This is a genomic window from Pseudoroseomonas cervicalis (assembly GCF_030818485.1).
Taxonomy (GTDB): domain Bacteria; phylum Pseudomonadota; class Alphaproteobacteria; order Acetobacterales; family Acetobacteraceae; genus Pseudoroseomonas; species Pseudoroseomonas cervicalis_A.
The window spans coordinates 1,669,335-1,690,468 of the sequence record NZ_JAUTAJ010000004.1 but is presented as its reverse complement, the minus strand read 5'-3'; the positions used below and the strand labels follow the sequence as shown (position 1 = coordinate 1,690,468).

General features: G+C 73.2%; 22 protein-coding genes and 1 pseudogene. 18 read left to right on the top strand and 5 right to left on the bottom strand.

What is annotated here, in order from left to right; translation table 11 throughout:
• Positions 1-188: 188 nt before the first annotated feature.
• Entirely contained in the window at positions 189-1,706 is a 1,518-nt protein-coding gene (locus QE401_RS11775; protein ID WP_307138391.1) for an aldehyde dehydrogenase family protein, read from the bottom strand.
• 158 nt (positions 1,707-1,864) lie between these two features.
• Between QE401_RS11775 and QE401_RS11770 the strand changes: the two genes are divergently transcribed.
• Positions 1,865-2,743, top strand: coding sequence for an alpha/beta fold hydrolase (locus QE401_RS11770; protein WP_307138390.1), 879 nt, complete (start codon positions 1,865-1,867; stop codon positions 2,741-2,743).
• A 127-nt stretch (positions 2,744-2,870) separates the two neighbouring features.
• Complete coding sequence (locus QE401_RS11765; RefSeq protein WP_307138389.1) at positions 2,871-3,989, top strand: alpha/beta hydrolase; 1,119 nt, start codon at positions 2,871-2,873, stop codon at positions 3,987-3,989.
• A 236-nt stretch (positions 3,990-4,225) separates the two neighbouring features.
• On the opposite strand, the gene QE401_RS11760 is transcribed toward QE401_RS11765, so the two are convergent.
• Together QE401_RS11760 and hemB are read right to left on the bottom strand one after the other, a co-directional pair.
• Positions 4,226-4,534, bottom strand: a complete 309-nt coding sequence (locus tag QE401_RS11760) for a hypothetical protein (protein WP_307138388.1) — start codon at positions 4,532-4,534, stop codon at positions 4,226-4,228.
• A 124-nt stretch (positions 4,535-4,658) separates the two neighbouring features.
• On the bottom strand, positions 4,659-5,660 hold the full coding sequence (hemB, locus tag QE401_RS11755) for a porphobilinogen synthase (protein WP_307138387.1): 1,002 nt from the start codon (positions 5,658-5,660) through the stop codon (positions 4,659-4,661).
• A gap of 268 nt (positions 5,661-5,928) precedes the next feature.
• On the opposite strand from hemB, the gene QE401_RS11750 reads away from it, so the two are divergent.
• From QE401_RS11750 to QE401_RS11690, 13 genes and pseudogenes are all read left to right on the top strand, one after another.
• Positions 5,929-6,777 carry a dienelactone hydrolase family protein gene (locus QE401_RS11750; RefSeq protein ID WP_307138386.1) on the top strand — a complete coding sequence of 283 codons (849 nt, stop codon included), beginning with the start codon at positions 5,929-5,931 and terminating at the stop codon, positions 6,775-6,777.
• Positions 6,778-6,822: 45 nt separating this feature from the next.
• Complete coding sequence (gene rpiB / locus QE401_RS11745) at positions 6,823-7,302, top strand: ribose 5-phosphate isomerase B (RefSeq protein ID WP_307138385.1); 480 nt, start codon at positions 6,823-6,825, stop codon at positions 7,300-7,302.
• Positions 7,303-7,327: 25 nt separating this feature from the next.
• Complete coding sequence (gene glyA / locus QE401_RS11740) at positions 7,328-8,629, top strand: serine hydroxymethyltransferase (RefSeq protein WP_307138384.1); 1,302 nt, start codon at positions 7,328-7,330, stop codon at positions 8,627-8,629.
• Between the two features lie 21 nt (positions 8,630-8,650).
• The gene (gene nrdR / locus QE401_RS11735) at positions 8,651-9,118 is read left to right on the top strand and encodes a transcriptional regulator NrdR (protein WP_307138383.1); all 468 of its coding nucleotides are present in this window, start codon (positions 8,651-8,653) and stop codon (positions 9,116-9,118) included.
• A 7-nt stretch (positions 9,119-9,125) separates the two neighbouring features.
• Entirely contained in the window at positions 9,126-9,719 is a 594-nt protein-coding gene (locus QE401_RS11730; RefSeq protein WP_307138382.1) for a GNAT family N-acetyltransferase, read from the top strand.
• Positions 9,720-9,820: 101 nt separating this feature from the next.
• A pseudogene (gene ribD, locus QE401_RS11725) lies at positions 9,821-10,405 on the top strand (bifunctional diaminohydroxyphosphoribosylaminopyrimidine deaminase/5-amino-6-(5-phosphoribosylamino)uracil reductase RibD); the annotation flags it as partial.
• A gap of 97 nt (positions 10,406-10,502) precedes the next feature.
• On the top strand, positions 10,503-10,946 hold the full coding sequence (locus tag QE401_RS11720) for a dihydrofolate reductase family protein (RefSeq protein ID WP_307138381.1): 444 nt from the start codon (positions 10,503-10,505) through the stop codon (positions 10,944-10,946).
• Position 10,947: 1 nt separating this feature from the next.
• Positions 10,948-11,571, top strand: coding sequence for a riboflavin synthase (locus QE401_RS11715; RefSeq protein ID WP_307138380.1), 624 nt, complete (start codon positions 10,948-10,950; stop codon positions 11,569-11,571).
• The gene (gene ribB / locus QE401_RS11710) at positions 11,568-12,695 is read left to right on the top strand and encodes a 3,4-dihydroxy-2-butanone-4-phosphate synthase (RefSeq protein ID WP_307138379.1); all 1,128 of its coding nucleotides are present in this window, start codon (positions 11,568-11,570) and stop codon (positions 12,693-12,695) included. Before QE401_RS11715 ends, ribB begins: the two co-directional genes overlap by 4 nt.
• Complete coding sequence (gene ribH, locus QE401_RS11705; protein WP_307138378.1) at positions 12,692-13,174, top strand: 6,7-dimethyl-8-ribityllumazine synthase; 483 nt, start codon at positions 12,692-12,694, stop codon at positions 13,172-13,174. Before ribB ends, ribH begins: the two co-directional genes overlap by 4 nt.
• Positions 13,171-13,683 (top strand): transcription antitermination factor NusB, encoded by a 513-nt coding sequence (gene nusB, locus QE401_RS11700; RefSeq protein WP_307138377.1) that lies wholly within the window; start codon positions 13,171-13,173, stop codon positions 13,681-13,683. Before ribH ends, nusB begins: the two co-directional genes overlap by 4 nt.
• A gap of 155 nt (positions 13,684-13,838) precedes the next feature.
• Positions 13,839-14,804, top strand: a complete 966-nt coding sequence (gene thiL / locus QE401_RS11695) for a thiamine-phosphate kinase (RefSeq protein WP_307138376.1) — start codon at positions 13,839-13,841, stop codon at positions 14,802-14,804.
• The gene (locus QE401_RS11690) at positions 14,804-16,009 is read left to right on the top strand and encodes an MFS transporter (RefSeq protein ID WP_307138375.1); all 1,206 of its coding nucleotides are present in this window, start codon (positions 14,804-14,806) and stop codon (positions 16,007-16,009) included. Before thiL ends, QE401_RS11690 begins: the two co-directional genes overlap by 1 nt.
• An 83-nt stretch (positions 16,010-16,092) precedes the next feature.
• Here QE401_RS11690 and QE401_RS11685 read toward each other — a convergent pair whose 3' ends face one another.
• On the bottom strand, positions 16,093-16,620 hold the full coding sequence (locus QE401_RS11685) for an outer membrane protein assembly factor BamE (RefSeq protein ID WP_307138374.1): 528 nt from the start codon (positions 16,618-16,620) through the stop codon (positions 16,093-16,095).
• A gap of 144 nt (positions 16,621-16,764) precedes the next feature.
• Here QE401_RS11685 and QE401_RS11680 point away from each other — a divergent pair, with 144 nt between their 5' ends.
• Both QE401_RS11680 and QE401_RS11675 read left to right on the top strand, forming a co-directional pair.
• The gene (locus tag QE401_RS11680; protein WP_307138373.1) at positions 16,765-17,319 is read left to right on the top strand and encodes a ubiquinol-cytochrome C chaperone family protein; all 555 of its coding nucleotides are present in this window, start codon (positions 16,765-16,767) and stop codon (positions 17,317-17,319) included.
• Positions 17,316-17,834: a YceD family protein gene (locus QE401_RS11675; RefSeq protein ID WP_307138372.1), complete on the top strand. Its 519-nt coding sequence runs from the start codon at positions 17,316-17,318 to the stop codon at positions 17,832-17,834. Before QE401_RS11680 ends, QE401_RS11675 begins: the two co-directional genes overlap by 4 nt.
• A 19-nt stretch (positions 17,835-17,853) precedes the next feature.
• Here QE401_RS11675 and QE401_RS11670 read toward each other — a convergent pair whose 3' ends face one another.
• Complete coding sequence (locus QE401_RS11670; protein ID WP_307138371.1) at positions 17,854-19,194, bottom strand: aspartate aminotransferase family protein; 1,341 nt, start codon at positions 19,192-19,194, stop codon at positions 17,854-17,856.
• A gap of 205 nt (positions 19,195-19,399) precedes the next feature.
• Here QE401_RS11670 and QE401_RS11665 point away from each other — a divergent pair, with 205 nt between their 5' ends.
• Positions 19,400-21,082, top strand: a complete 1,683-nt coding sequence (locus QE401_RS11665) for a L,D-transpeptidase family protein (RefSeq protein WP_307138370.1) — start codon at positions 19,400-19,402, stop codon at positions 21,080-21,082.
• The last annotated feature ends 52 nt before the right edge of the window (positions 21,083-21,134 follow it).

Here is a 21,134-nt window from a genome sequence, read left to right as displayed (position 1 = left end):
GCCCGCGGGCCCGGCCGACTGCGCGGAGGCCGGCCCAGGGCCGGGCGCCGCCGCCGCCATCCCGGATGCCGCCATCCCGGGCGATGCGGCGCCGCGCTGCGCCGATGCTGCCGATCCCGCAATCCTCATGCGGCGCAGTCTAGACCGGCGCCGCGCGCTGCGGCGGTGACGATCGAGTGCGCCGTATTTCAGGTCATGTTGACCATGATCGTCTTCTTGTGAGTGAAGTGTTCCAGCATCGATTCAAGACTCGCTTCCTTGCCGAGGCCGGACGCCTTCACCCCGCCGTAAGAAAGATTCGGCTGCACAACGAGGTTCTGGTTCACCTGCACCAGCCCCGCCTCGATGCGATGCGCGAAGGTCAACGCGATCTTGAGGTTGCTGGTCCAGACGCTGGCGGCCAGGCCGAATTCGGTGTCATTGGCCTCCGCCAGCACCGCTTCCGCCTCGTCGAAGGGAAAGATGCAGGTCACGGGGCCGAAGATCTCCTCGCGCACCAGCCGGCTCTCCTTGGTCAGGCCGGTAAAAATATGCGGCTGGATGAACAGCCCCTTCTTCAGCGCGGCGTCCTGCGGCATGGCCGAGCAGGCGCGGCCCGTCGCGCCCGCCGTGGCGCGGCCTTCCTCGATGAAGGTCTTCACCTTCTCGAACTGGCCGGGCGAGATGATGGTGCCGATATCGGTCGTCTCGTCCAGCGGGTCGCCCATCACCATGGCGTCGACGCGCTTCGCCATTTCCTCGACGAAGCGGTCGAAGATCGGCCGCTCGACGAAGATGCGGCTGGCGGCCGTGCAGCTCTGCCCCTGGCGGGTGAAGCGCATCGAGGTCAGCGCGCCCTGCACGGTCTTTTCGAAATCGCAATCGGCGAAGACGATCATCGGCGACTTGCCGCCAAGCTCCAGCGTCACCGGGATCAGCTTCTCGGCCGCCGCCTTGTAGATGATCTTGCCGGTCTCGACCGAGCCGGTGAAGGTCACCTTCTTCACCAGCTTGTGCGCGACCAGCGGCGCGCCGCATTCCGGACCCTGGCCGGAGAGCAGGTTGAACACGCCGGCCGGCAGCACGCGGTTCATCAGCTCGGCGATGCGCAGCACGGCGAGCGGCGCTTCCTCGGCCGATTTCACCACCACGCTGTTGCCGGCGACGAGGGCGGGCGCCACCTTCAGCGCCAGCAGCATCATCGGGATGTTCCAGGGGATGATGGCGCCGACCACGCCGAGCGGCTCGCGCACGGTGATGTTCAGCACATCCGGGCCGAAGGGCACCGTCTCGCCCTTGATCTCGCCGCCGAGGCCCGCGAAGAAATCGAAGATGTCGGCGACGTTGTTGGCCTCGACACGGCTTTCGGTGCGCAGCGCCTTGCCGGTCTCGAGTGCCACCAGCCGCGACAGCTCCTCGACATGGGTGCGGATCAGCGCCGCCGCCTGGGCCACCAGCGCGCCGCGCTTGCGGGCGGGCAGCTTCGCCCATTCCTTCTGCGCGCGGGCGGCATCGCTCACCGCCGCCTCGACATCGGCGGCATCGCCATCGGCGGCCTCGGCCACGCTCTCGCCGGTCGCCGGGTTGACCACGGGGAAGACGCGGCCGGAGCGCGCCGGCACCAGCCGCCCGCCGATCAGATGCGCGCCCGAAAGCGCGCGGGCCAGCGCGAAGGGATCGAGGCAGGGCGCCTCGGGCGTCGCCGCCGGGGTGTGGGTGTCGGGCATCATGTCCTCCCGCGTGAATTCGCTGGGCCGAACCATGCGATGCGCGCCGCCGCCCGGCAACCCTGGGCCTCCCCGGGCCCGGCCCTGGCGGCGGGCCGGGCTTTCTGGCTTGATGCCGGGGCGCGACGCCGCCCGCCGCGACCGCCCAGGAGGTGACCGTGACGGCCGAGACCCCGACCCGCCCATCCCCCGCCGGCCCGCCCCGCCAGGGCGCGTTGCGTGTGGCGCTGCCCGGCGGCGGGGTGGATCTGCGCTGGACCGAATGGGGGCCGCCGGAGGGCGCGCCGGTGATCTGCCTGCACGGGCTGACCCGCAATGGCCGCGATTTCGACAGCCTGGCCGGCGCCCTGGCCGCCGAGGGGCGGCGCGTGCTCTGCCCCGACATGCCCGGGCGCGGCCAATCCTCCTGGCTGGCCAATGGCGCGCTCTATGTGGTGCCGACCTATGTCGCGCTGATGCGGCCGCTGCTGCAGGGGCTGGGCCGGCCCTATGACTGGGTCGGCACCTCGATGGGCGGGCTGATCGGCCTTGGCCTGGCCAGCCTGCCGGGGGAGGGGCCGCGCCGCCTGGTGCTGAACGATGTCGGCGCCGAGATCCCCGGCACGGCGCTCGCCGCCATCGGCGAATACCTGGCCGAGGCGCCGGTCTTCGACGATCTGGCCGCGCTGGAGGCGCATCTGCGCCGCATCCATGCCGGGTTCGGCCCGCTCTCGGACGCCGAATGGCGGCATCTGGCGCGGCATTCGGCGCGCATGCGGGCCGATGGGCGGCTGGCCCTGCACCATGACCCGGCGATCGCCCAGCCCATGGCGGCGGGGGGCGGCGATGTCGCGCTCTGGCCGCTCTGGGACCGGCTGGACCTGCCGGTGCTGCTGCTGCGCGGCGCCGAGAGCCCGCTGCTGACAGCCGCCACCGCCGCCCGCATGGCCGCCCGCCACGGGGTGGAGCTGGTGGAGTTCGAAGGCGTCGGCCACGCCCCGGCGTTGATGGACCCGGCGCAGATCAACCGCGTCGCGACCTTCCTGCGCGGCGGCTGAGCGCCGCTCGGCCGGGGGAGAGCGCGCCGGCCGGGGCCTGCCCGGCCGCGCAACCCGGATGGCACAGCCCGTGTTTCCCCGGCGCTGCCCGCCGCATCCCCGGCGGGCCACCCGAGGAGATGCCGTCATGATCCAGCTTTCCCGCCGCGCCAGCCTGATGCTGCCGCTGGGGCTGCTGGCCGCCTGCGCCACCGAGACGCAGCCGCTGCCGCCCGCCGACCCGACCGGCCGTGCCGACCCGGAAATGCGCGCGCTGCTGGAGAGCCTGCAGGCGCTGCGGCCGCAGCCGATCGAGACGCTGCGCCCCGAGGAGGCCCGCCTGCAGCCGACGCTGGCCGATGCGGTGAAGCACCGGCTGCGCGCGCTGGGCCGCCCCGACGCGCCGCGCCCGCTGCCGGTGGTGCGCGATATCGAGATCCCGGGCCTGGGCGGGCCGATGGCGGCGCGGGTCTACAGCCCGGTCGAGCCGCCGCGCGCCGGCGACCCGCCGCGCCCGCTGCTGCCGATGATCGTCTATTATCACGGCGGCGGCTTCGTCATCGGCTCGCTCGACGCCTATGATGCCTCGGCGCGCGCCCTGGCCGCGGAATCCCAGGCGGTGGTGCTGTCGGTGCATTACCGCCAGGCGCCGGAGGCCAAATTCCCTGCCGCGCATCAGGACGCCTATGCCGCCTATGTCTGGGCGCTGCAGAACGCGGCCCAGCTCGGCGCCGACCTGTCCCGCGTCGCGGTGGTGGGCGAGAGCGCCGGCGGCAATCTGGCCATCAATGTCGCCATGGCGGCGCGCGAGGGCCGCACGCCGCTGCCGGTGGCGATGGGCCTGATCTACCCGCTGGCCGGCACCGACATGACGACGCCCTCCTACCAGCAGAACGCCCTGGCGAAGCCGCTGAACGCGGCGATGATGCAGTGGTTCTTCCGCCACGCCACCAGCCTGCCGGCCGAGCTGCAGGATCCGCGGCTGAACGTCTATGGCCGGGCCGAGCTGCGCGGCCTGCCCAAGGCCATCATCGTCACCGCCGAGATCGACCCGCTGCGCAGCGACGGCATGCTGCTGGGCCAGCGCCTGCAGCAGAGCGGCGTGCAGGTGGTGGCGCAGGACTTCCCCGGCGTCACGCATGAATTCTTCGGCGTCGACCCGACCGTGCTGACCCAGGCCGGCGCCGCCCAGCGCTTCGTGGCGGGCGAGCTGCGCTCCGCCTTCGCCCTGCCGGCCCCCGCCGTCGTCGTCCCCACCCCCCGTTGATTTCTCTCGGGCTGCCGCTGTCGGGTGGGGAGGCGGGACGCTGCACCTTGCCGACGGTGGTAGTTTTGAAGGGGAGGGGCGGGCCTGCGGGGCCGTCCCTTCCTGGTTGATACGGTTGTGAAAAAGGGGCGGGCCACACGGCCCGCCCCTTGGTTTCTTGCTCAGCGCCAGCACCACCAGCGCGCCGTCCGGCCGCCGCGTCCCGCCTCAGAACAGGATGGCGGCAGCCTGAAAGATCAACGCCAATGGCCGGGGATCCAGGTCCAGCCGGCATTGCCCCAGACCCAGCGGCCATGCACCCATTCGACGCCATGCACCGGGCGCAGGATCCAGCGGCCGCCGATCCATTCATAGGCGCCGCCATTCCAGTGCCAGTGGCCGGGCTGCCAGACATAGCGCTCCGGCTGGGGCGGCGGCGGCAGCTGCATCTCGCGGCGCAGCTCGGGCACCGGCGGATAGGGCGGCGGCGGCGCCGGCTGGGCGCAGGCGGTGGCGATGCTCAGCCCGGCAATGGCCAGGCCCTGCAGCAGCGTGCGGCGGATCATCGGGGCACTCCCTCTCGCGGCATGTAACGCACGGAAGGAGACTGGGCAGTGACACGGCCAAGGCCAAGTGGAGGCGGGATGTCTTCGCCGCAAGGCGCCGGGCGGGCGCCTTGCGGCGGGCCGTTCAGCCCTGGCGCAGGCGCTTCGCCGCCTCGACGGCGAAATAGGTCAGCACGCCATCGGCGCCGGCGCGCTTGAAGGCCAGCAGGCTCTCCAGCATCGCCTTGTCATGGTCCAGCCAGCCATTGCGCACCGCGGCCATGATCATCGCGTATTCGCCGCTGACCTGGTAGGCGAAGGTCGGCACGGCGAAATGCTGTTTCACCCGCTGGACGATATCGAGATAGGGCATGCCCGGCTTGACCATCACCATGTCGGCGCCCTCGGCCAGATCCTGCGCCACCTCGCGCAGCGCCTCGTCCGAATTGGCCGGGTCCATCTGGTAGGTCTTCTTGTCGCCCTTCAGCGCGCCGCCCGAGCCCAGCGCATCGCGGAACGGGCCGTAGAAGGCCGAGGCGTATTTCGCCGCATAGGACATGATGCGGGTGTTGGTCAGGCCCTTGCCATCCAGCGCCGTGCGGATGGCGCCGACGCGGCCATCCATCATGTCGGAGGGGGCGATGATGTCGATCCCCGCCTCGGCCTGGTTCACCGCCTGGGCCACCAGCACGGCGACGGATTCGTCATTGGCGACATAGCCGTCGCGCAGCACCCCGTCATGGCCATGGTCGGTATAGGGGTCGAGGGCCACGTCGCCCACCAGCGCGGTGTCGGGGAATTCGCGCTTCAGCAGGCGTGTCGCGCGGCAGATCAGGTTCTCGGGGTTCTTCGCCTCGGTGCCTTCGGCGTCCTTGCGCTCGGCCGGCGTCGCCGGGAACAGGGCGATGGCGGGAATGCCGAGCTCCACCGCCGGCGCCACATGCGCCGCCAGCCGGTCCAGCGTGACGCGGAAGGCGCCGGGCATGGAGGACACCTCGGTCACCTGGCCCTCGCCCTCGATCAGGAAGATCGGCCAGATCAGGTCGTCGACCGAGAGGCGGTGCTCGGCCACCAGGCGGCGGGTCGCCGCATCATGGCGGTTGCGGCGCAGGCGGGTGGCTGGGAAGGACCCGAGGGCAGGCATCATGCGAGGCTCCGGCGGCGGCGAGGTCCCGGCCGGGTGCGGCCGGGATGCCGCCGAGTGGCGGGGTGCCGGTGGCGCGGCGGGGCAGGGCCCGGCCCCCGGCCGAAAGCGGCAGGCGGATCCTGCCCGGCCCCCTCCTGCCACGGAATCGGCCGGCTTTCCATGTCGGTGGCTCATGGCGGCCATGGGCGGCGCCGCCTTTCTTGCGAAAACATCAGTGGGAGGGGGGCGGCGCCGGCGGCATGCTGCGCGCCGCTTCCGGAGTCCTGGCATGCCCCATCCCGCCGCGCCGCGCGCCCTGGTCCTGGCCCTTGCCCTGCTGGCCGGCGCCCTGCCGCGCGCCGCCGCCGCGCAGGATTATCGCAGCGTGACGATCCCGGGCCCCGGCGGCGTCACGCTGCGCGCCCTGCTGGCGCTGCCGCCGGAGGGCACGCCGCCCGGCGTCCCGGTGGTGGCGCTGCATGGCTGCGCCGGGCTCGGCACGGTGGAGCAGCTGCGCGCCCCCGCGCGGGAGCGCGACTGGACACGCCGCCTGCTGGCGCAGGGCCATCCGGTGCTGCTGCCGGACAGTTTTGGCAGCCGCGGCCTCGGCCCTGCCTGCGGCCGCCCCGACCATCCGGCGGGGGCCGAGGCGGTGCGCGGCGACGATTCGCTCGCGGCGGCCGCCTGGGCGCAGGCGCAGCCCTGGGCGGCGCCGGGGGGCGTGCTGCTGCTGGGCTGGTCGCATGGCGGCAGCACGGTGCTGGCGGCGGCCGCCCATGCGCCGCCCGGGCTGCTGCGGGCCGGCGTTGCCTTCTACCCCGGCTGCTTCGCTGCGCTGCGCGCCGGCACCACCAGCGCCATTCCGCTGCTGCTCCTGCTGGGACAGGACGACAACTGGACCCCGGCGCGCTTCTGCCAGGCCTGGGCGGCGGCGCAGCCGGAGGGGCGGGTGGAGGTGGTGACCTATCCCGGCGCCGGCCATGGCTTCGACGGGCCGGGCGAGGCCGCGCCGCGCCCCCGCACCCTGCCGGATGGCCGGCAGGTGACCGCCGGGCCGCATCCCGAGTCCCGGGCGCTGGCCGTGCCGCGCGCGCTGGCCTTCCTCGCCGCACATGCCGGGGTTGCGCCCAAGCCGTAGGGGTTCGAGTTTTCCCGATCAACAAGGCGTGGTAACGGGGGCGCCATGAACCCGGCCGAGACCCCCATCGCCCTCGGCGCCGACCATGCCGGCGCCGCCCTCAAGGACAGCCTGCGCGCCGCGCTCGAGGCGGCCGGGCATCCGGTGCTCGATTACGGCACCCATGGGACGCAAAGCTGCGACTACGCGGATTTCGCCCATCCGGTGGCCGAGGCGGTGACCGGCGGCCAGGCGCGCTTCGGCGTGCTGGTCTGCGGCAGCGGCATCGGCATGGCGATCGCGGCCAACCGGCACCCGGCGATCCGCGCCGTGGTGGTGCACAACACCACCGAGGCGCGGCTGACGCGCGCGCACAATGACGCGAACATCGCCTGTTTCGGCGCCCGCACGATCGGGGCCGAGGTGGTGCTGGATGCGCTTTCCGCCTTCCTGACCACCTCCTATGAAGGCGGCCGCCACGACCGGCGCATCGCCAAGCTGACCCCGGCGATCGCGGCGCCCTCGCCCGCCGCCCCCTCTGCCTGAGCCTGGCCCCAGGAGGTCCGAGACCATGAACGAGCTCTCCCCGGCGCATCTCGCCAGCCGCTTCTTCTCCGCCCCGCTGGCCGAGGCCGATGCCGACATCGCCGGCCTGATCGGCCGCGAGCTGCACCGCCAGCAGGACGGCATCGAGCTGATCGCCTCCGAGAACATCGTCTCCCGCGCGGTGCTGGAGGCCCAGGGCTCGATCCTGACCAACAAATATGCCGAGGGCCTGCCGGGCAAGCGCTACTATGGCGGTTGCGAATATGTGGACGAGATCGAGACGCTGGCGATCGAGCGCGCCAAGCAGCTCTTCGGCTGCGGCTTCGCCAACGTCCAGCCGCACAGTGGCGCCCAGGCGAACATGGCGGTGTTCTTCGCCCTGATGCAGCCGGGCGACACCTTCATGGGCCTGGATCTGGCCGCCGGCGGCCACCTGACCCATGGCAGCCACGTCAACTATTCCGGCAAGTGGTTCAAGGTGGCGCCCTACACGGTGGGCCGCGAGAGCGGCACCATCGACATGGAGGAGGTGGCCCGCATCGCCCGCGAGAGCCGCCCCAAGGTGATCGTCGCCGGCGGTTCCGCCTATTCCCGCGCCTGGGATTTTGCCCGGTTCCGCGCCATTGCCGATGAGGTGGGCGCGTACTTCATGGTGGACATGGCGCATTTCGCCGGCCTCGTCGCCGGCGGCGCGCATGACAGCCCGTTCCCGCATGCGCATGTGGTCACCACCACCACCCACAAGACGCTGCGCGGCCCGCGCGGCGGCATGATCCTGACCAATGACGAGGCGCTGGCGAAGAAGTTCAACAGCGCCGTCTTCCCCGGCCTGCAGGGCGGCCCGCTGGAGCATGTGATCGCCGCCAAGGCGGTGACCTTCGGCGAGGCGCTGCGCCCCGAATTCCGCGCCTATGCCAAGGCCGTGGTCGCCAATGCGAAGGCGCTGGCCGAGGAGCTGGTGGCCCAGGGTGCCGGCATCGTCACCGGCGGCACCGACAACCACCTGATGCTGGTCGATCTCCGCCCGCTGAACCTGACCGGCAAGGCGGCCGAGGCGGCGCTGGGCCGCGCCCATCTGACCTGCAACAAGAACGCCATCCCCTTCGACCCGGCCAAGCCGGCGGTGACCTCGGGCATCCGCCTCGGCACCCCCGCCGGCACCACGCGTGGCCTGGGCGAGGCGGAGTTCCGCCAGATCGGCCGGCTGATCGGCAAGGTCCTGCTCGGCCTGTCGCGCGCCAACGACCCGGATGGCAATGCCGCCATCGAGGCGGAGGTCGGCGCGGAGGTGCAGGCGCTCTGCCAGCGCTTCCCGATCTACCGCTGATCCGGCGGGGGGAGGGGGCGCATGCGCTGTCCGTTCTGCGGCAGCGAGGACACGCAGGTGAAGGACAGCCGCCCCGCTGATGACGGGGCGGCGATCCGCCGCCGGCGTTCCTGCCCCTCCTGCGGGGCACGCTTCACCACCTTCGAGCGGGTGACGCTGCGCGAGCTGACGGTGGTGAAATCCGACCAGCGCCGCGTGCCCTTCGACCGCGACAAGCTGGCGCGCTCCATCCGCATCGCGCTGCGCAAGCGCCCGGTGGATGAGGACCGCATCGAACGCATCGTCAACGGCATCCAGCGCCGCCTGGAAGCCGAGGGCGAGAGCGAGATCACCAGCCGCGCCATTGGCGAGATGGTGATGGAGACGTTGAAGGAGCTGGACCAGGTGGCGTATGTGCGCTTCGCCTCGGTCTACCGCAATTTCGGCGAGGCGAGCGATTTCCGCGCCTTCCTCGGCTCCCTCGATTTCGGCGACGGCAACAAGGGCTGAACCCGGCATGGTCAAACTGTTTCATCCCGCGGCGCTGGCCGGCGGGGCCGCTGCGGCCGGGCTTTCGCTCGGCGCGGTGCTGCGCGCGGCAGGGCCCGCCGACCATGCCGCGCTGGCGGTGCTGTCGGCCGCCGCCTATGCCAATGGCCCGGCGGCGCTGCTGCCGGCCGAGCTGCGCCGCCGCGCCACCGTCGAGCGTTTTTCCCTGCTCTTCGCCGCTGCGGCGGAGCAGGGCGCGAAGCTGCTGCTGGCCGAAGGGCCGGCCGGCCCGCTGGGCTGCGCCCTGGCCGAGCCGCCGCAGGCCGGCGCCGATGCGCGGCTGACCGGGTTGTGGGTGGCGCCGCACGCCACCGGCCAGGGGCTGGGCGCCGCCCTGCTCTCGGCCATGGAGACGCTGCTGGCCGAGGCTGGCGCGCCCTCCCTGCGGGTGCGGGTGCCGAGCGGGCATCTGCGCGCCCTCGGCCTGTTCCGCCGCCGCGGCTATGCCATGCAGGCGGCCGGCCAGCGCACCGAGCCGGTGCTGCGTGTCACCCTGCCGCACACCGTGCTGGCCAAGCCGCTGGCCGGTTTCAGCCCCGACCGGCTCGGCCAGGCGGCGTGACCAGCGGGCTGCCCGTGCCGCCGGCGCCGCCCAGCGCCGCGGATGCGGCGAAGCTGCGCGCCGCGGATGCGGCAGGATGGCGCGACGCGGATGCGGGCTGGATGCGCGCGGCCCTGGCGCTGGCGGCGCGCGGCCTGGGCAATGTCTGGCCCAACCCGTCGGTGGGCTGCGTGCTGGTCTCGCCCGCGGGGCAGGTGGTCGGGCGCGGCTGGACCGCCCCGGGCGGCCGCCCGCATGCCGAGACCGAGGCGCTGAAGCGCGCCGGCGCCGCCGCGCGCGGCGCCACCGCCTATGTCACGCTGGAACCCTGCTGCCATTGGGGCCGCACGCCGCCCTGCACCGATGCGCTGATCGCCGCCGGCGTGGCGCGGGTGGTGGTGGCGATGCGCGACCCCGACCCCCGCGTCGATGGCGGCGGCATCGAGCAGCTGCGCGCCGCCGGCATCGCCGTCTCGACCGGGCTGCTGGAGGCGGAGGCGCGGGCGATCAATGCCGGCTTCACCAAGCGGCTGACCCACAACCTGCCGCTGCTGACGCTGAAGCTGGCCAGCACGCTGGATGGCCGCATCGCGACCCGCAGCGGCGAGAGCCAGTGGATCACCGGCGCCCCGGCGCGGCGCCTGGCGCATGCGCTGCGCGGCACGCATGACGCGGTGCTGGTGGGCAGCGGCACGGCGCTGGCCGACGACCCCGCTCTGTCCTGCCGCATCCCCGGCTTCGCGCCGCGGCCCACCGTGCGCGTGGTGGGCGGATGCGCGGCTGCGCCTCTCGCCGGCTGCGCGCATGCTGCGCGAGGGCGGCGGGCCGGTCTGGATCGCGACGCGCCCCGGCCATCCGGACGCGCTGCTGGCGCCGCTGCGCGCCGCCGGCGCCGAGATCGTCGAGGTGCCCATCGCGGAGATGCCGGAGGCCGAGGGGCCGGCCGGCCAGCCGATGGGCCTCGACCCCCCGGCGCTGCTGCGGGCGCTGGCGGCGCGCGGCCTGACCCGCGTCCTGGCCGAGGGCGGCGCGGCGCTGGCCGCCGGCCTGCTGCGCGCGGGCCTGGTCGACCGCCTGGCCTGGTTCCACGCCCCCGCCATCATCGGCGGCGATGGCCGGCCTGCGCTGGACGCCTTGCCGCTGGAGCTTTTGTCCGCCATGCCCAGATATCGCCGCACCGCCCTGGCGCTGCCGGGGGCGGATCTGTTCAGCGAGTACGAGACGGCATCGGAAATGGGGACCGCCTGACATGTTCACCGGCATCATCACCGCCCAGGGCGAGGTCGCCGAGCTGGCGCCGCTCGGCGCCGGGCAGGATATGCGCCTGGTGCTGGCGACGCCGCCGGGCTGGCTGGCGGGGGCGGAGATCGGCGCCTCCATCGCCTGCTCCGGCTGCTGCCTGACCGTGGTGGCGCTGGAGGAAAGCCGCTTCGCCGTCGAGGTCTCGGCCGAGACGCTGAGCAAGACCACCCTCTCGCGCTGGCGCCCCGGCACGGTGCTGAATCTCGAGCGCGCGCTGAAGATGGGCGACGAGATGGGCGGCCATGTCGTCTCCGGCCATGTCGACGGGCTGGGCGAGGTCGTTTCCGTCACGCCCGAGAATGGCTCGCTGCGCATCCAGGTGCGGCTGCCTCCCGAGCTGGCGCGCTTCGTCGCGCCCAAGGGCTCGGTGACGATGGAGGGCGTGTCGCTGACGGTGAACGAGGTGCAGGGGCTGATCTTCGGGGTCAACCTGATCCCGCACACGGCCCAGGTGACGACGCTCGGCGGCTTGTCGGCGGGCGATCCGGTGAATATCGAGATCGACATGCTGGCGCGCTATGTCGCGCGGCTGCGCGACTTCGACATGCAGAGGGGGGAGACCAAGGCATGACCACACTGACCCAGCGCACCTCCTTCTCGGAATTCCTCAGCCCCACCGAGGAGCTGCTGGAGGAGGCCCGGCGCGGCCGCATGTTCATCCTGGTGGATGACGAGGACCGGGAGAATGAGGGCGACCTCGTCATCCCCGCGCAATTCGCGACGCCCGACGCCATCAACTTCATGGCCCGCCATGCGCGCGGGCTGATCTGCCTGGCCATGACGCGCTCGCGGGTCGAGCAGCTCGGCCTGCCGCTGATGGCGCAGAGCAACGGCACGCGGCACCAGACCGCCTTCACCGTCTCGATCGAGGCGCGGGACGGGGTGACCACCGGCATCTCGGCCGCCGACCGCGCCCGCACCGTGGCGGTGGCGATCAACCCCGAGGCCGGGCGCGACCAGATCGTGACGCCGGGCCATGTCTTCCCGCTGGTGGCGCGGGAGGGCGGCACGCTGGTGCGCGCCGGCCATACCGAGGCGGCGGTGGATTTCGCGCGGCTGGCCGGGCTGAACCCCTCGGGCGTGATCTGCGAGATCATGAACGACGATGGCAGCATGGCCCGCATGCCGGATCTGGTGGCCTTCGCCCAGCATCACGGGCTGAAGCTCGGCACCATCGCCGACCTGATCGGCTATCGCCGCCGCACCGAGCGGCTGGTGAAGCGGGTCGAGGAGAGCCGCCTTGCCGAGCTGCCGGGCGGCGAGTGGCGCGTCGTCGTCTATGCCAACACCCAGGAATATGGCGAGCATGTCGCGCTGGTGAAGGGCGACCTGACCCGGCCCGGCCCGGTGCCGGTGCGCATGCATGCCGTGAACCTGTTCGCCGACATTGTCGGCACCAGCGGCTCGGGCGAGCTGCATTGCGCCATGCGCGCCATCGCCGAGGCGGGGCGCGGTGTCGTGGTGCTGATCCGCGACGTGAAGCCCACCGCCCTGTCCGAGCGCATCCGCGCCGGGCGCGACCGCAGCGCCCCGCCGGAGCTGCGCGACTACGGCATCGGCGCGCAGATCCTGGCCGATCTCGGCGTCAAGGAAATGGCGCTGCTGACCAACCATCCCAAGGCCATTGTCGGGCTGGAGGGCTACGGGCTGACCGTGGCCGAGACCCGCCCCATCGAGGAAGCAGGCGCCGCATGAGCACCGCCGACGCGCCGGAACGCGCCACCCCGTCCATCCCCGGCCCCGCGCCGCGCATCCTGCTGATCCAGGCCCCGTATTACGAGGGCGTGGTCGGCGGCATGCGGCGCGGCGCGGAGAAGATCCTGGCCGAGCTCGGCGCCACGCTGGAGGTGGTCGATGTCGCCGGCGCCTATGAGCTGCCGGCGGCGCTGCGCATGGCGCTGCGCGCCGGGCAGGGCTGGGACGGTTTCCTGCTGCTCGGCTGCGTGGTGAAGGGCGAGACCGACCACTACCAGTTCATCTGCGAGGCCGTGTGCCAGGGCGTCATGGACATCAGCAGCGAGACCGGCGTGCCGCTGGGCTTCGGCCTGCTGACGGTGGAGAGCCTGGACCAGGCCGAGGCGCGCAGCGCCGATGACCGGCACAACAAGGGGGCGGAGGCGGTGCACGCCGTGCTGCAGCAGATCGCGCTGGCCCGCCGCTGGGGGCAGAAGTGAGCGGCGCCCCGGGCAACCCGGCCGGCCGCAAGCCGCGCCCGCCGGTGGCGGGGCGCCCGCGCACCGGCTCGCGCGTCGCCGCCATCCAGGCGCTGTTCCAGAGCGAGCAGTCCGGCGAATCGGCCGAGACGGTGATCGACCAGTTCGTCCGCTTCCGCATCGGCCCCGATGCGGGCGGGTTCGAGGATGGCCGTGTGCCGCTGGCCGATGTGCCGCTGTTTGCCGGGGTGGTGCGCGGCGTGGCGCGCCAGTCGGAGGAGCTGGACGGCATCCTGCAGGGCCATCTGGCCGGCGACTGGACGGTGGCGCGGCTGGACCCGGTGCTGCGGGCGCTGCTGCGCGCCGCGACGCATGAGCTGTCCTCCGGCACCGAGCCGCCGGCGCGCGTGGTGATCAACGAGTATATGGACATCGCGCATGGCTTCTTCAGCGGCGAGGAGCCGCGCTTCGCCAATGGCGTGCTGGACGCCCTGGCCCGCTCGCTGCGCCCGGCGGAATTCCAACGCTGAACTGACCTTTGGGGGCGTGATTCACGCTGTTCGGCGGGTCCGCCTCCAGCGATCACGCCCCTGATGGCGGGGTCCGGGGTGGCCCTTGCCACCCCGGCGGGGTCCCAAAGGGAGCTTGGGGGGCAGCGCCCCTGGCCGGATTGTGGAGTGAAGCCATGCCCATCCCCGCCGAATTCTCCCTGATCGCCCGGCATTTCGCCCCCCTGGCCGGCCCCGGCGCGCTGGGCCTCCTGGATGATGCCGCCGTGCTGATGCCTCCGCCGGGGCGGGAGCTGGTGCTGGCGGCGGACGCCATGGTGGCGGGGGTGCATTTCCTGCCCGACGACCCGCCGGAGACGCTGGGCCGCAAGCTGCTGCGGGTGAACCTCTCCGACCTTGCCGCGATGGGCGCCGCGCCGCTCGGCTATCTGATGACGGTGGCGCTGCCGCGCGGCACGCCGGATTCCTGGCTGGCCGGCTTCGCCGCCGGGCTGGCCGAGGATCAGCGCGAATTCGGCCTCCATGTGCTGGGCGGCGACACGGTGTCGATCCCCGGGCCGGTGACGCTGTCGCTGACCATCCTCGGCCATGTGGCGCCGGGGGCGGCGCTGAAGCGGGCCGGGGCGCGGCCGGGGGACGAGGTCTGGGTCTCGGGCAGCATCGGCGACGGCATGCTGGGGCTGGCCGCGCTGCGCGGCGAGGTGCCGGACCGGGATGGCTACCTCGCCTCCCGCTACCGGCTGCCGCGGCCAAGGCTGGCGCTGGGCCAGGCGCTGGCGGGCCTGGCGCATGCCGCGATGGATGTGTCGGACGGGCTGGTGCAGGATCTCGGCCATCTCTGCCGCGCCGGGGGGTGCGCGGCGGTGCTGCGGGCGGCGGATGTGCCGCTCTCGCCCGATGCGGCGGCGCTGGCGGCGGCGGAAGCCGGCCTGCTGCCGAAGCTGCTCTCGGGCGGCGATGATTACGAGCTGCTCTTCGCCGCCCCGCCCGAAGCGGCGCCCGCCATCCTGGCGCGGGCCGGCGCCTGCGGCGTGGCTGTGTCACGCATCGGGCATTTCGTCGCCGGCGAGGCTCTGGTTACCGTGCTGGACGAAGCCGGGGCGGAGCTCCCCCCCGGCACGGGAGGATGGAGTCACTTCTGATGACGGGTCATGAGGCCGCGCAGACGGCGCAAGCCGCGGCGGCCATGCGGCGCAATGTGTGGCTGCTGTTTCTGTGCCAGGCGCTGATGCAGGCCTCCACGGTGGGGCAGGTGGCGATGTCGGCGCTGATCGGCCACAGCCTGGCCACCGACAAGGCGCTGGCCACCCTGCCCATGGCGATCCAGATGGCGGCGACGATGACCGCCTCGATCCCCGCCGGGCTGGTCTTCGCGCGGCTGGGGCGCAAGCCGGGCTTCATCCTGGGCGCGGTGGGGGCGGGGCTGGGCAGCCTGACCTTCGCGCTCGGCGTGTGGCACGGCAATTTCCTGCTCTATTGCCTGGGCGCGGTGCCGGCGGGGTTGGGCTTCGGCATCTCGCAGCATTACCGCTTCGCCGCGGCCGAGGTGGCGACGCCCGCCTACCGGCCGCGCGCCGTGTCGCTGGTGATGGCGGGCGGCGTGCTGTCGGCGATCTTCGGGCCGGAGCTGGTGAAGCATTCGCGGGAGCTGATCCCGCCCTTCACCTTCCTCGGCACCTATCTGTTCCTGGCGGTGCTGCCTTTCCTGTGCGTCACGCTGCTGTCGATGACGCGGCTGCCGCCGCCGCCGCCGCGGCCCAAGGTGGCGACGCCGATCCTGACCATCCTGCGCCGGCCGGATTTCCTGATCGCCGCCGTCACCGGCGCCATGGCCTATGGCACGATGAACCTGGTGATGACCTCGACACCGCTGGAGATGCAGCTCTGCGGCTTCGGCATCGCCTCCAGCGCCACGGTCATCCAGATGCATGCGGTGTCGATGTTCGCGCCGGGCTTCGTCACCGGGCGGCTGATCGGCCGGTTCGGGGCGCGGCGGGTGATCGCCGTGGGCGCGCTGCTGAACATGGTCTGCATCGCGGTCGGGCTGTCCGGGCAGCATTTCGCCAATTTCGGCGTGGCGCTGGCGCTGCTCGGGGTGGGCTGGAACTTCATGTTCGTGGGCGCCACCACCCTGCTGGCCGAGACGCACCGGCCCGAGGAGCGGGTGCGCGCCCAGGCCACCAATGATTTCATCGTCTTCGGCACGGTGGCCTGCACCGCGCTGGCCTCGGGCGCGATCCATGAGCTGGCCGGCTGGACGACGCTGAACCTGCTGCTGCTGCCGGCGATCGGCACGGCGCTGCTGCTGGTCAGCCTGGGCGGGCGGCGGGCGCGCGCTGCCGCCTGAAGCCCGGCGCCAAGGCCATGAAAAAAGGCCCGGGGGAGGGATCCCCCGGGCCTTTCGGTGTTCCAGCGCCGGGGCGCCCCGGCTCAGCGGCCGGGGCCGCCGCCCGGGCCCTGCTGGTCGAGGCCGAGCCCGCCGGCGCCGACCCGGCCGATATTGCCGAACAGCGCCTGCAGCAGGGTGCGCTCCGTGCCCGGGACGGGGGTGGTGCGGCCGACCATGCCGACATCGTCGCGCATGTCCTCCTCGCCCAGACGGCGGATCTGGCGCAGCGTGCCGCGCTCGTCGAAATGCATCGCCACCACCTGGCGGTCCTGCACCGAGCCGGTGGTGCCGGGCCGCATGCGGGTGACCGAGCTGATATAGTACCACTCGTTGCGGTCGAAGGTGCCGGTGGCGCTGGGCGGGCCCAGCAGCGACTGCACATCGGCCTGGGTCTGCACGCCCGGCGTCAGCTGGGAGAGCAGGTCCTGGTCGACCCGGTTGCCGCGCTGCACCGGCGGTGCGTCGAACAGGGAGCATCCGGCGGCGGGCAAAGCGAGGGCCATCGCCAACAGCGCGGCGCGAAGGCGCGGCGCGCGGGCGGGGCGGCGGGGGGTGTCGCTGCTGATCACGGTTGCCCGGATTCCTCTTGGCCAGGGCCGCGCGCCGTCGGATTGACCGGCGCGGGGATGCGGTCCATCTGCAGGACCGATTGCCACCGCCCCGCACCGGGGTCAACCGGCGCCTGCTCACGCTTCCAAGGGAGCCCCGATCCGATGGCCCTGTTCGGCCTGTTCCGCCGCAAGCCGCTTGAGCGGCAGGGCTTCGAGCTGTACGGCGCCGCCGTGCGTGCCGCCCGCCACCCGGCCTTCTTCACGCGGCTCGGCGTCGCCGACACGCTGGATGGGCGGTTCGACCTGATCGGGCTGCATGTGGCGCTGCTGATCCGAAGGCTGCACCGCGACGCCGATCCGCGCGGCGCGGCGCTGGCCCAGGCGGTGTTCGACGCCATGTTCGCCGACATGGATTTCAACCTGCGCGAGATGGGGGTGGGCGACATGTCCATCGCCCGCCGGGTCAAGAACATGTGGGAGGCCTTCCACGGCCGCGCCCAGGCCTATGAGGCGCCGCTGGAAGCCGGCGACCGCGAGGGGCTGGCCACGGCGCTGGCGCGCAATGTCTGGCGCGGCGCGGTGGAGCCCTCGGATGCGGCGCCGCGCGAGCTGGCGGCCCTGTCCTTCACCATCGACGCGGCGCTGGCCGCCCAGCCCATCGAGGCGCTGGCGCGGGGCCAGGCCGCGTTCCCCAGCCCCGAGGAGGCGCCGGCATGAGCGAAGCCCTGGAATTCTCCCGCACCCTGCCCTGGGTGGCGGTCGGCCCCGAGGGGCGGCGCCAGCGCCTGGAGGCGAATGAGGCGGAGCGCGCGGCGCTGGCCCGGCGCTTCGGCATCCCGGCGATCCATGCCTTCTCGGCCGAGCTGGAGCTGCGCGAGGAGAAATCGGGCGGCATCCGCGCCCGCGGCCGGCTGCGCGCCGAGGTGGTGCAGAGCTGCGTGGTGACGCTGGAGCCGGTGACGCAAAGGCTCGACGAGCCGGTGGACCTGCGCTTCCTGCCGCCGGGCGCCGATCTCAGCGACGACCCGGACGGGCCGGACGAGATCGAGACCGAGGAGCGCGGCGTGATGCAGCTGGGCGAGGCGCTGGCCGAGCAGCTCTCCCTGGCGCTGGACCCCTATCCGCGCGCCCCGGGGGCGGAGCTGGCGGCGCTGCTGCCGGAGGACCAGGCCGAGCCGGAGGAGGCGGCGCCGCAGCGCCCCAACCCCTTCGCGGTGCTGAAGCGCCCCTGAGGCAAGCGCCGCCGCCGGGCTATTGCAGCACGGCGCGGCGGCGCGCGGCGAAGCCGGCGACGGCCTCGACCAGGGCCGCGCATTCGGCCTCGCCCACCGGCAGGCTGAGTGCCATCATGCCGCGCCGCGCCAGGTAGAGGCCGGCCTGCATCATGTCGAGGAAGAACAGCTCGCGCAGCTGCTCCTCCTCCGGCGTCGCGGCATAGGCGCGCGGGATCGGTCCGGCGCGGAAATGCGGGCAGAGCATTGAGCCCAGGCCGGTGAACTGCATGCGGCTGCCGGCCACTGCCCGGTTCAGGGCATCGCGCAGCGCCTCGCCGCGGGCGAACAGCGCCTCGGCCTCGGCCGGGCCGAACACCTCGCCCAGCGCCACCACCCCGCCGGCCATGGACAGGACATTGTTGTTGAAGGTGCCGGCATGCGGCAGGGCGCCGGGGCGGTGGCCGTCGAACAGCGCCATGATGTCCTCGCGCCCGCCAAAAGCGCCGAAGCTCATGCCGCCGGCCATGTATTTTCCCAGCGTCACCATGTCGGGCGTCAGGCCCAGGCGCTGCTGCACGCCGCCCGCCGCGTGGCGGCTGCTCATCACCTCGTCGAAGATCAGGATGGCGCCGGTCTCGGCGGTGGCCTGGCGCAGCGCCTGCAGGAAGCCGCGCTCGGCGGGGAGGCAGCCGCCGGCGCCCTGCACCGGCTCGACGATGACGGTGCCGATGCTCTCCGCCTGCGCGCGGATCAGCGCCGCGGCGCCCGCGGCGTCGTTGTAGTCGGCCAGCGTCACCGGGATGGGCAGGTTCACCGCCTCGGCGCCCGGGGTGAAGACCAGCACGCCGCCATGATAGGCGCCGCGGAAGGCCAGCAGGCCCGGGCGGCGGCTGGCGTTGCGCGCGGCGGTCAGGGCCATGATGTTGGCCTCCGTCCCGCTGTTGGTGAAGCGCAGGCGCTGCATCGCCGGGAAGCGGGCGCGGATCAGCGCGGCGAGCTTCGCCTCATCGCCGCCGGGCGCGGCGAAGTTCAGCCCGCGCGACAGCGCCGCGCGCAAAGCCGCCAGGATGCGCGGCTCGGAATGGCCGAACAGCCCGGCCGAATACTCGCCGCAGAAATCAATGTACTCCCGGCCATCCGCGTCCCACAGCCGGCAGCCCTCGCCGCGCGCCATGCTGGTGGGGAAGGGGGTGTAGAACAGCACGCTGCGGGTGCTGCCGCCGGCCAGGCTGCGGCGCGCCTCCTCATGCAGCGCGGCGGAGCGGGGGCGGGCGGCGGCATAATCCTGCCGTGCCTCCTCCAGCAGCGCGCCGAGCGGGGCGTTGCGGCGCCCGGCCTCGGGCAGGGCGGGAGCTGGGGCGGGCGCGGCGTCGGGCATGACCGTTTCCCTTTCGGACCGGGTCAGGCTGCGACCGGCCCCGGCGCCGGTCAAGCCCGGCCGGGCCGGGTGTGGCGGGGCGTCCCCGCAAGGGGAGAATGCGCCTGGCGCTGCAATGTGAAGCCTTCTCAGCCGCCTGGGATGGCGCGTAACAACGGTGTATCAAGACTGGCGGGGGCAGGGCGCCCCTTGTATGGGAGGCGTCATGCGCCGCAGAGACTTGTCCACCCTGCTGATCGCCGCCGCGCTGCCGCTGCCTGCCCTCGCCCAGGGCCAGGGCGTGGCGCCGGCCCAGGCCCAGGGTCGCGCACCCGTCGTGCAGCCGGGCTGGGAGGCGCTGCTGCGCCTGGCCGCGCGGCTGCGCCAGCTGGACCAGGACGGGCTGACCCCGCGCCATTACGACATCCCCGAGGATGCGCGCGCCGCCTCCGACCCGCAGGGCTATGTCGCCGCCCTCTATGCCAGCGCCGCCGCCGCCATGTCGGACCTGCTGCATGGCCATGTGCCGGAGCAGGCCGGGCGCCCGGATATCCGCCGCGACCTGACCGCCCAGCCGATCGGCCAGTGGCAATCGGCCCTGTATGGCAGCGCCGAGCCGGCCGAGGTGATCGAGCGCGCCGCCCTGCTGCACCCCGAGATGCCGGCGCTGCGCCTGGCGCTGCGCGCCGCCCGCGCCCGTGTCGAGGCCGGCGGCTGGCCGAGCATGCCGATCGGCGGCACGCTGGACCCGGGCATGGAGGATGCGGTGCGCATCCCCGCGCTCCGCGCCCGGCTGGCGGCCGAGGATGCCGTGCTGGCCGCCGCGCCGGATGGCGGCGCGCTGTATGACGCGCCGCTGGAGGAGGCGGTGCGCCGCTGGCAGGCCGCCCATTCGCTGGAGGTCGATGGCCGCGTGGGCCCCATGACCCAGCGGCTGATGAATCGGCCGGCCGATACGGTGGTGGGGCAGATCCGCGTCGCCATGGACCAGCGCCGTGGCCGGGGCGCCGCCGCGCCGGGCCGCCGCATCGAGGTCAACATCCCCGAATTCCGCCTGCGGGTGATGGATGGGGCGCGGCAGGTGACGGCGATGAATGTCGTCGTCGGCAAGACGGCGCGGGCCACGCCGACGCTAGCCGTGCGCATGACGGCGGTGCAGTTCAACCCGCCCTGGGGCGTGCCGGAGCGCAATGCGCGCGAGGATCTGCTGCCGAAATTCCGCCGCGACCCGCGCGCCATGATGGAGAAGGGCTTCCGCCTGTTCACCGTGGTCGGCGGCGAGCGGGTGGAGGTCGACCCGATGACGGTCGACTGGGCGTCGGTGAACCCGCAGCGCTTCCCCTATATCGTGCGGCAGGATGCCAGCGATGTCAGCGCGCTGGGCCGGCTGAAATTCGTCATGCCGAATGGCGACGACATCTATCTGCACGACACGCCCGACCGCCACCTGTTCGGCCGCGCCGACCGCGCGCTCTCCTCCGGCTGCATCCGGCTGAGCCAGCCGATGGAGCTGCTCGACCTGGTGCTGGAGGGCGTGCCCGGCTGGAACCGGGAGCGCGCCCAGCGCGCGCTGGACAGCCGGCAGACCAGCTTCCTCAGCCTGCCGCGCGCCTGGCCGGTGCGGCTGGCCTATGAGACGGTGGTGGTGGAGCAGGGCCAGGCGCGCCTGCTCTCCGACATCTATGGGCTGGACGCGGCCTATCTGCGGCTGCTGGACCAGCGCCGCCCGGCCGCCGCGCCGGCCGCCCCGGCCCAGACCCCCGTCGCCCGCAGCGCCGCCCCGGCGCCGCGCGAGGCGCGCAGCGCGCCCGCCACCGCGCCGGCGCCGACCCGCCAGGCCAGCGCCACCCCGGTGCGCGCGGAGCCCGGCGCCGCCCCGCTTTCCCCGCCAGCCACCACGATCGAGTAATGCCCTTTTTCAAACGTCACGCTGCCCCTTCCTGCCCCTGCTGCGACCCGGC

Coding starts and splice junctions, on each gene's coding strand:
- QE401_RS11690 (WP_307138375.1), top strand. CDS start 14,804: ATGACGGGTCATGAGGCCGCGCAGACGGCGCAAGCCGCGGCGGCCATG.
- QE401_RS11680 (WP_307138373.1), top strand. CDS start 16,765: ATGGCCCTGTTCGGCCTGTTCCGCCGCAAGCCGCTTGAGCGGCAGGGC.
- QE401_RS11775 (WP_307138391.1), bottom strand. CDS start 1,706: ATGCCCGACACCCACACCCCGGCGGCGACGCCCGAGGCGCCCTGCCTC.
- QE401_RS11675 (WP_307138372.1), top strand. CDS start 17,316: ATGAGCGAAGCCCTGGAATTCTCCCGCACCCTGCCCTGGGTGGCGGTC.
- nrdR (WP_307138383.1), top strand. CDS start 8,651: ATGCGCTGTCCGTTCTGCGGCAGCGAGGACACGCAGGTGAAGGACAGC.
- hemB (WP_307138387.1), bottom strand. CDS start 5,660: ATGATGCCTGCCCTCGGGTCCTTCCCAGCCACCCGCCTGCGCCGCAAC.
- QE401_RS11765 (WP_307138389.1), top strand. CDS start 2,871: ATGATCCAGCTTTCCCGCCGCGCCAGCCTGATGCTGCCGCTGGGGCTG.
- QE401_RS11750 (WP_307138386.1), top strand. CDS start 5,929: ATGCCCCATCCCGCCGCGCCGCGCGCCCTGGTCCTGGCCCTTGCCCTG.
- ribH (WP_307138378.1), top strand. CDS start 12,692: ATGAGCACCGCCGACGCGCCGGAACGCGCCACCCCGTCCATCCCCGGC.
- QE401_RS11720 (WP_307138381.1), top strand. CDS start 10,503: ATGCTGCGCGAGGGCGGCGGGCCGGTCTGGATCGCGACGCGCCCCGGC.
- QE401_RS11715 (WP_307138380.1), top strand. CDS start 10,948: ATGTTCACCGGCATCATCACCGCCCAGGGCGAGGTCGCCGAGCTGGCG.
- QE401_RS11730 (WP_307138382.1), top strand. CDS start 9,126: ATGGTCAAACTGTTTCATCCCGCGGCGCTGGCCGGCGGGGCCGCTGCG.
- glyA (WP_307138384.1), top strand. CDS start 7,328: ATGAACGAGCTCTCCCCGGCGCATCTCGCCAGCCGCTTCTTCTCCGCC.
- rpiB (WP_307138385.1), top strand. CDS start 6,823: ATGAACCCGGCCGAGACCCCCATCGCCCTCGGCGCCGACCATGCCGGC.
- ribB (WP_307138379.1), top strand. CDS start 11,568: ATGACCACACTGACCCAGCGCACCTCCTTCTCGGAATTCCTCAGCCCC.
- thiL (WP_307138376.1), top strand. CDS start 13,839: ATGCCCATCCCCGCCGAATTCTCCCTGATCGCCCGGCATTTCGCCCCC.
- QE401_RS11665 (WP_307138370.1), top strand. CDS start 19,400: ATGCGCCGCAGAGACTTGTCCACCCTGCTGATCGCCGCCGCGCTGCCG.
- QE401_RS11670 (WP_307138371.1), bottom strand. CDS start 19,194: ATGCCCGACGCCGCGCCCGCCCCAGCTCCCGCCCTGCCCGAGGCCGGG.
- QE401_RS11760 (WP_307138388.1), bottom strand. CDS start 4,534: ATGATCCGCCGCACGCTGCTGCAGGGCCTGGCCATTGCCGGGCTGAGC.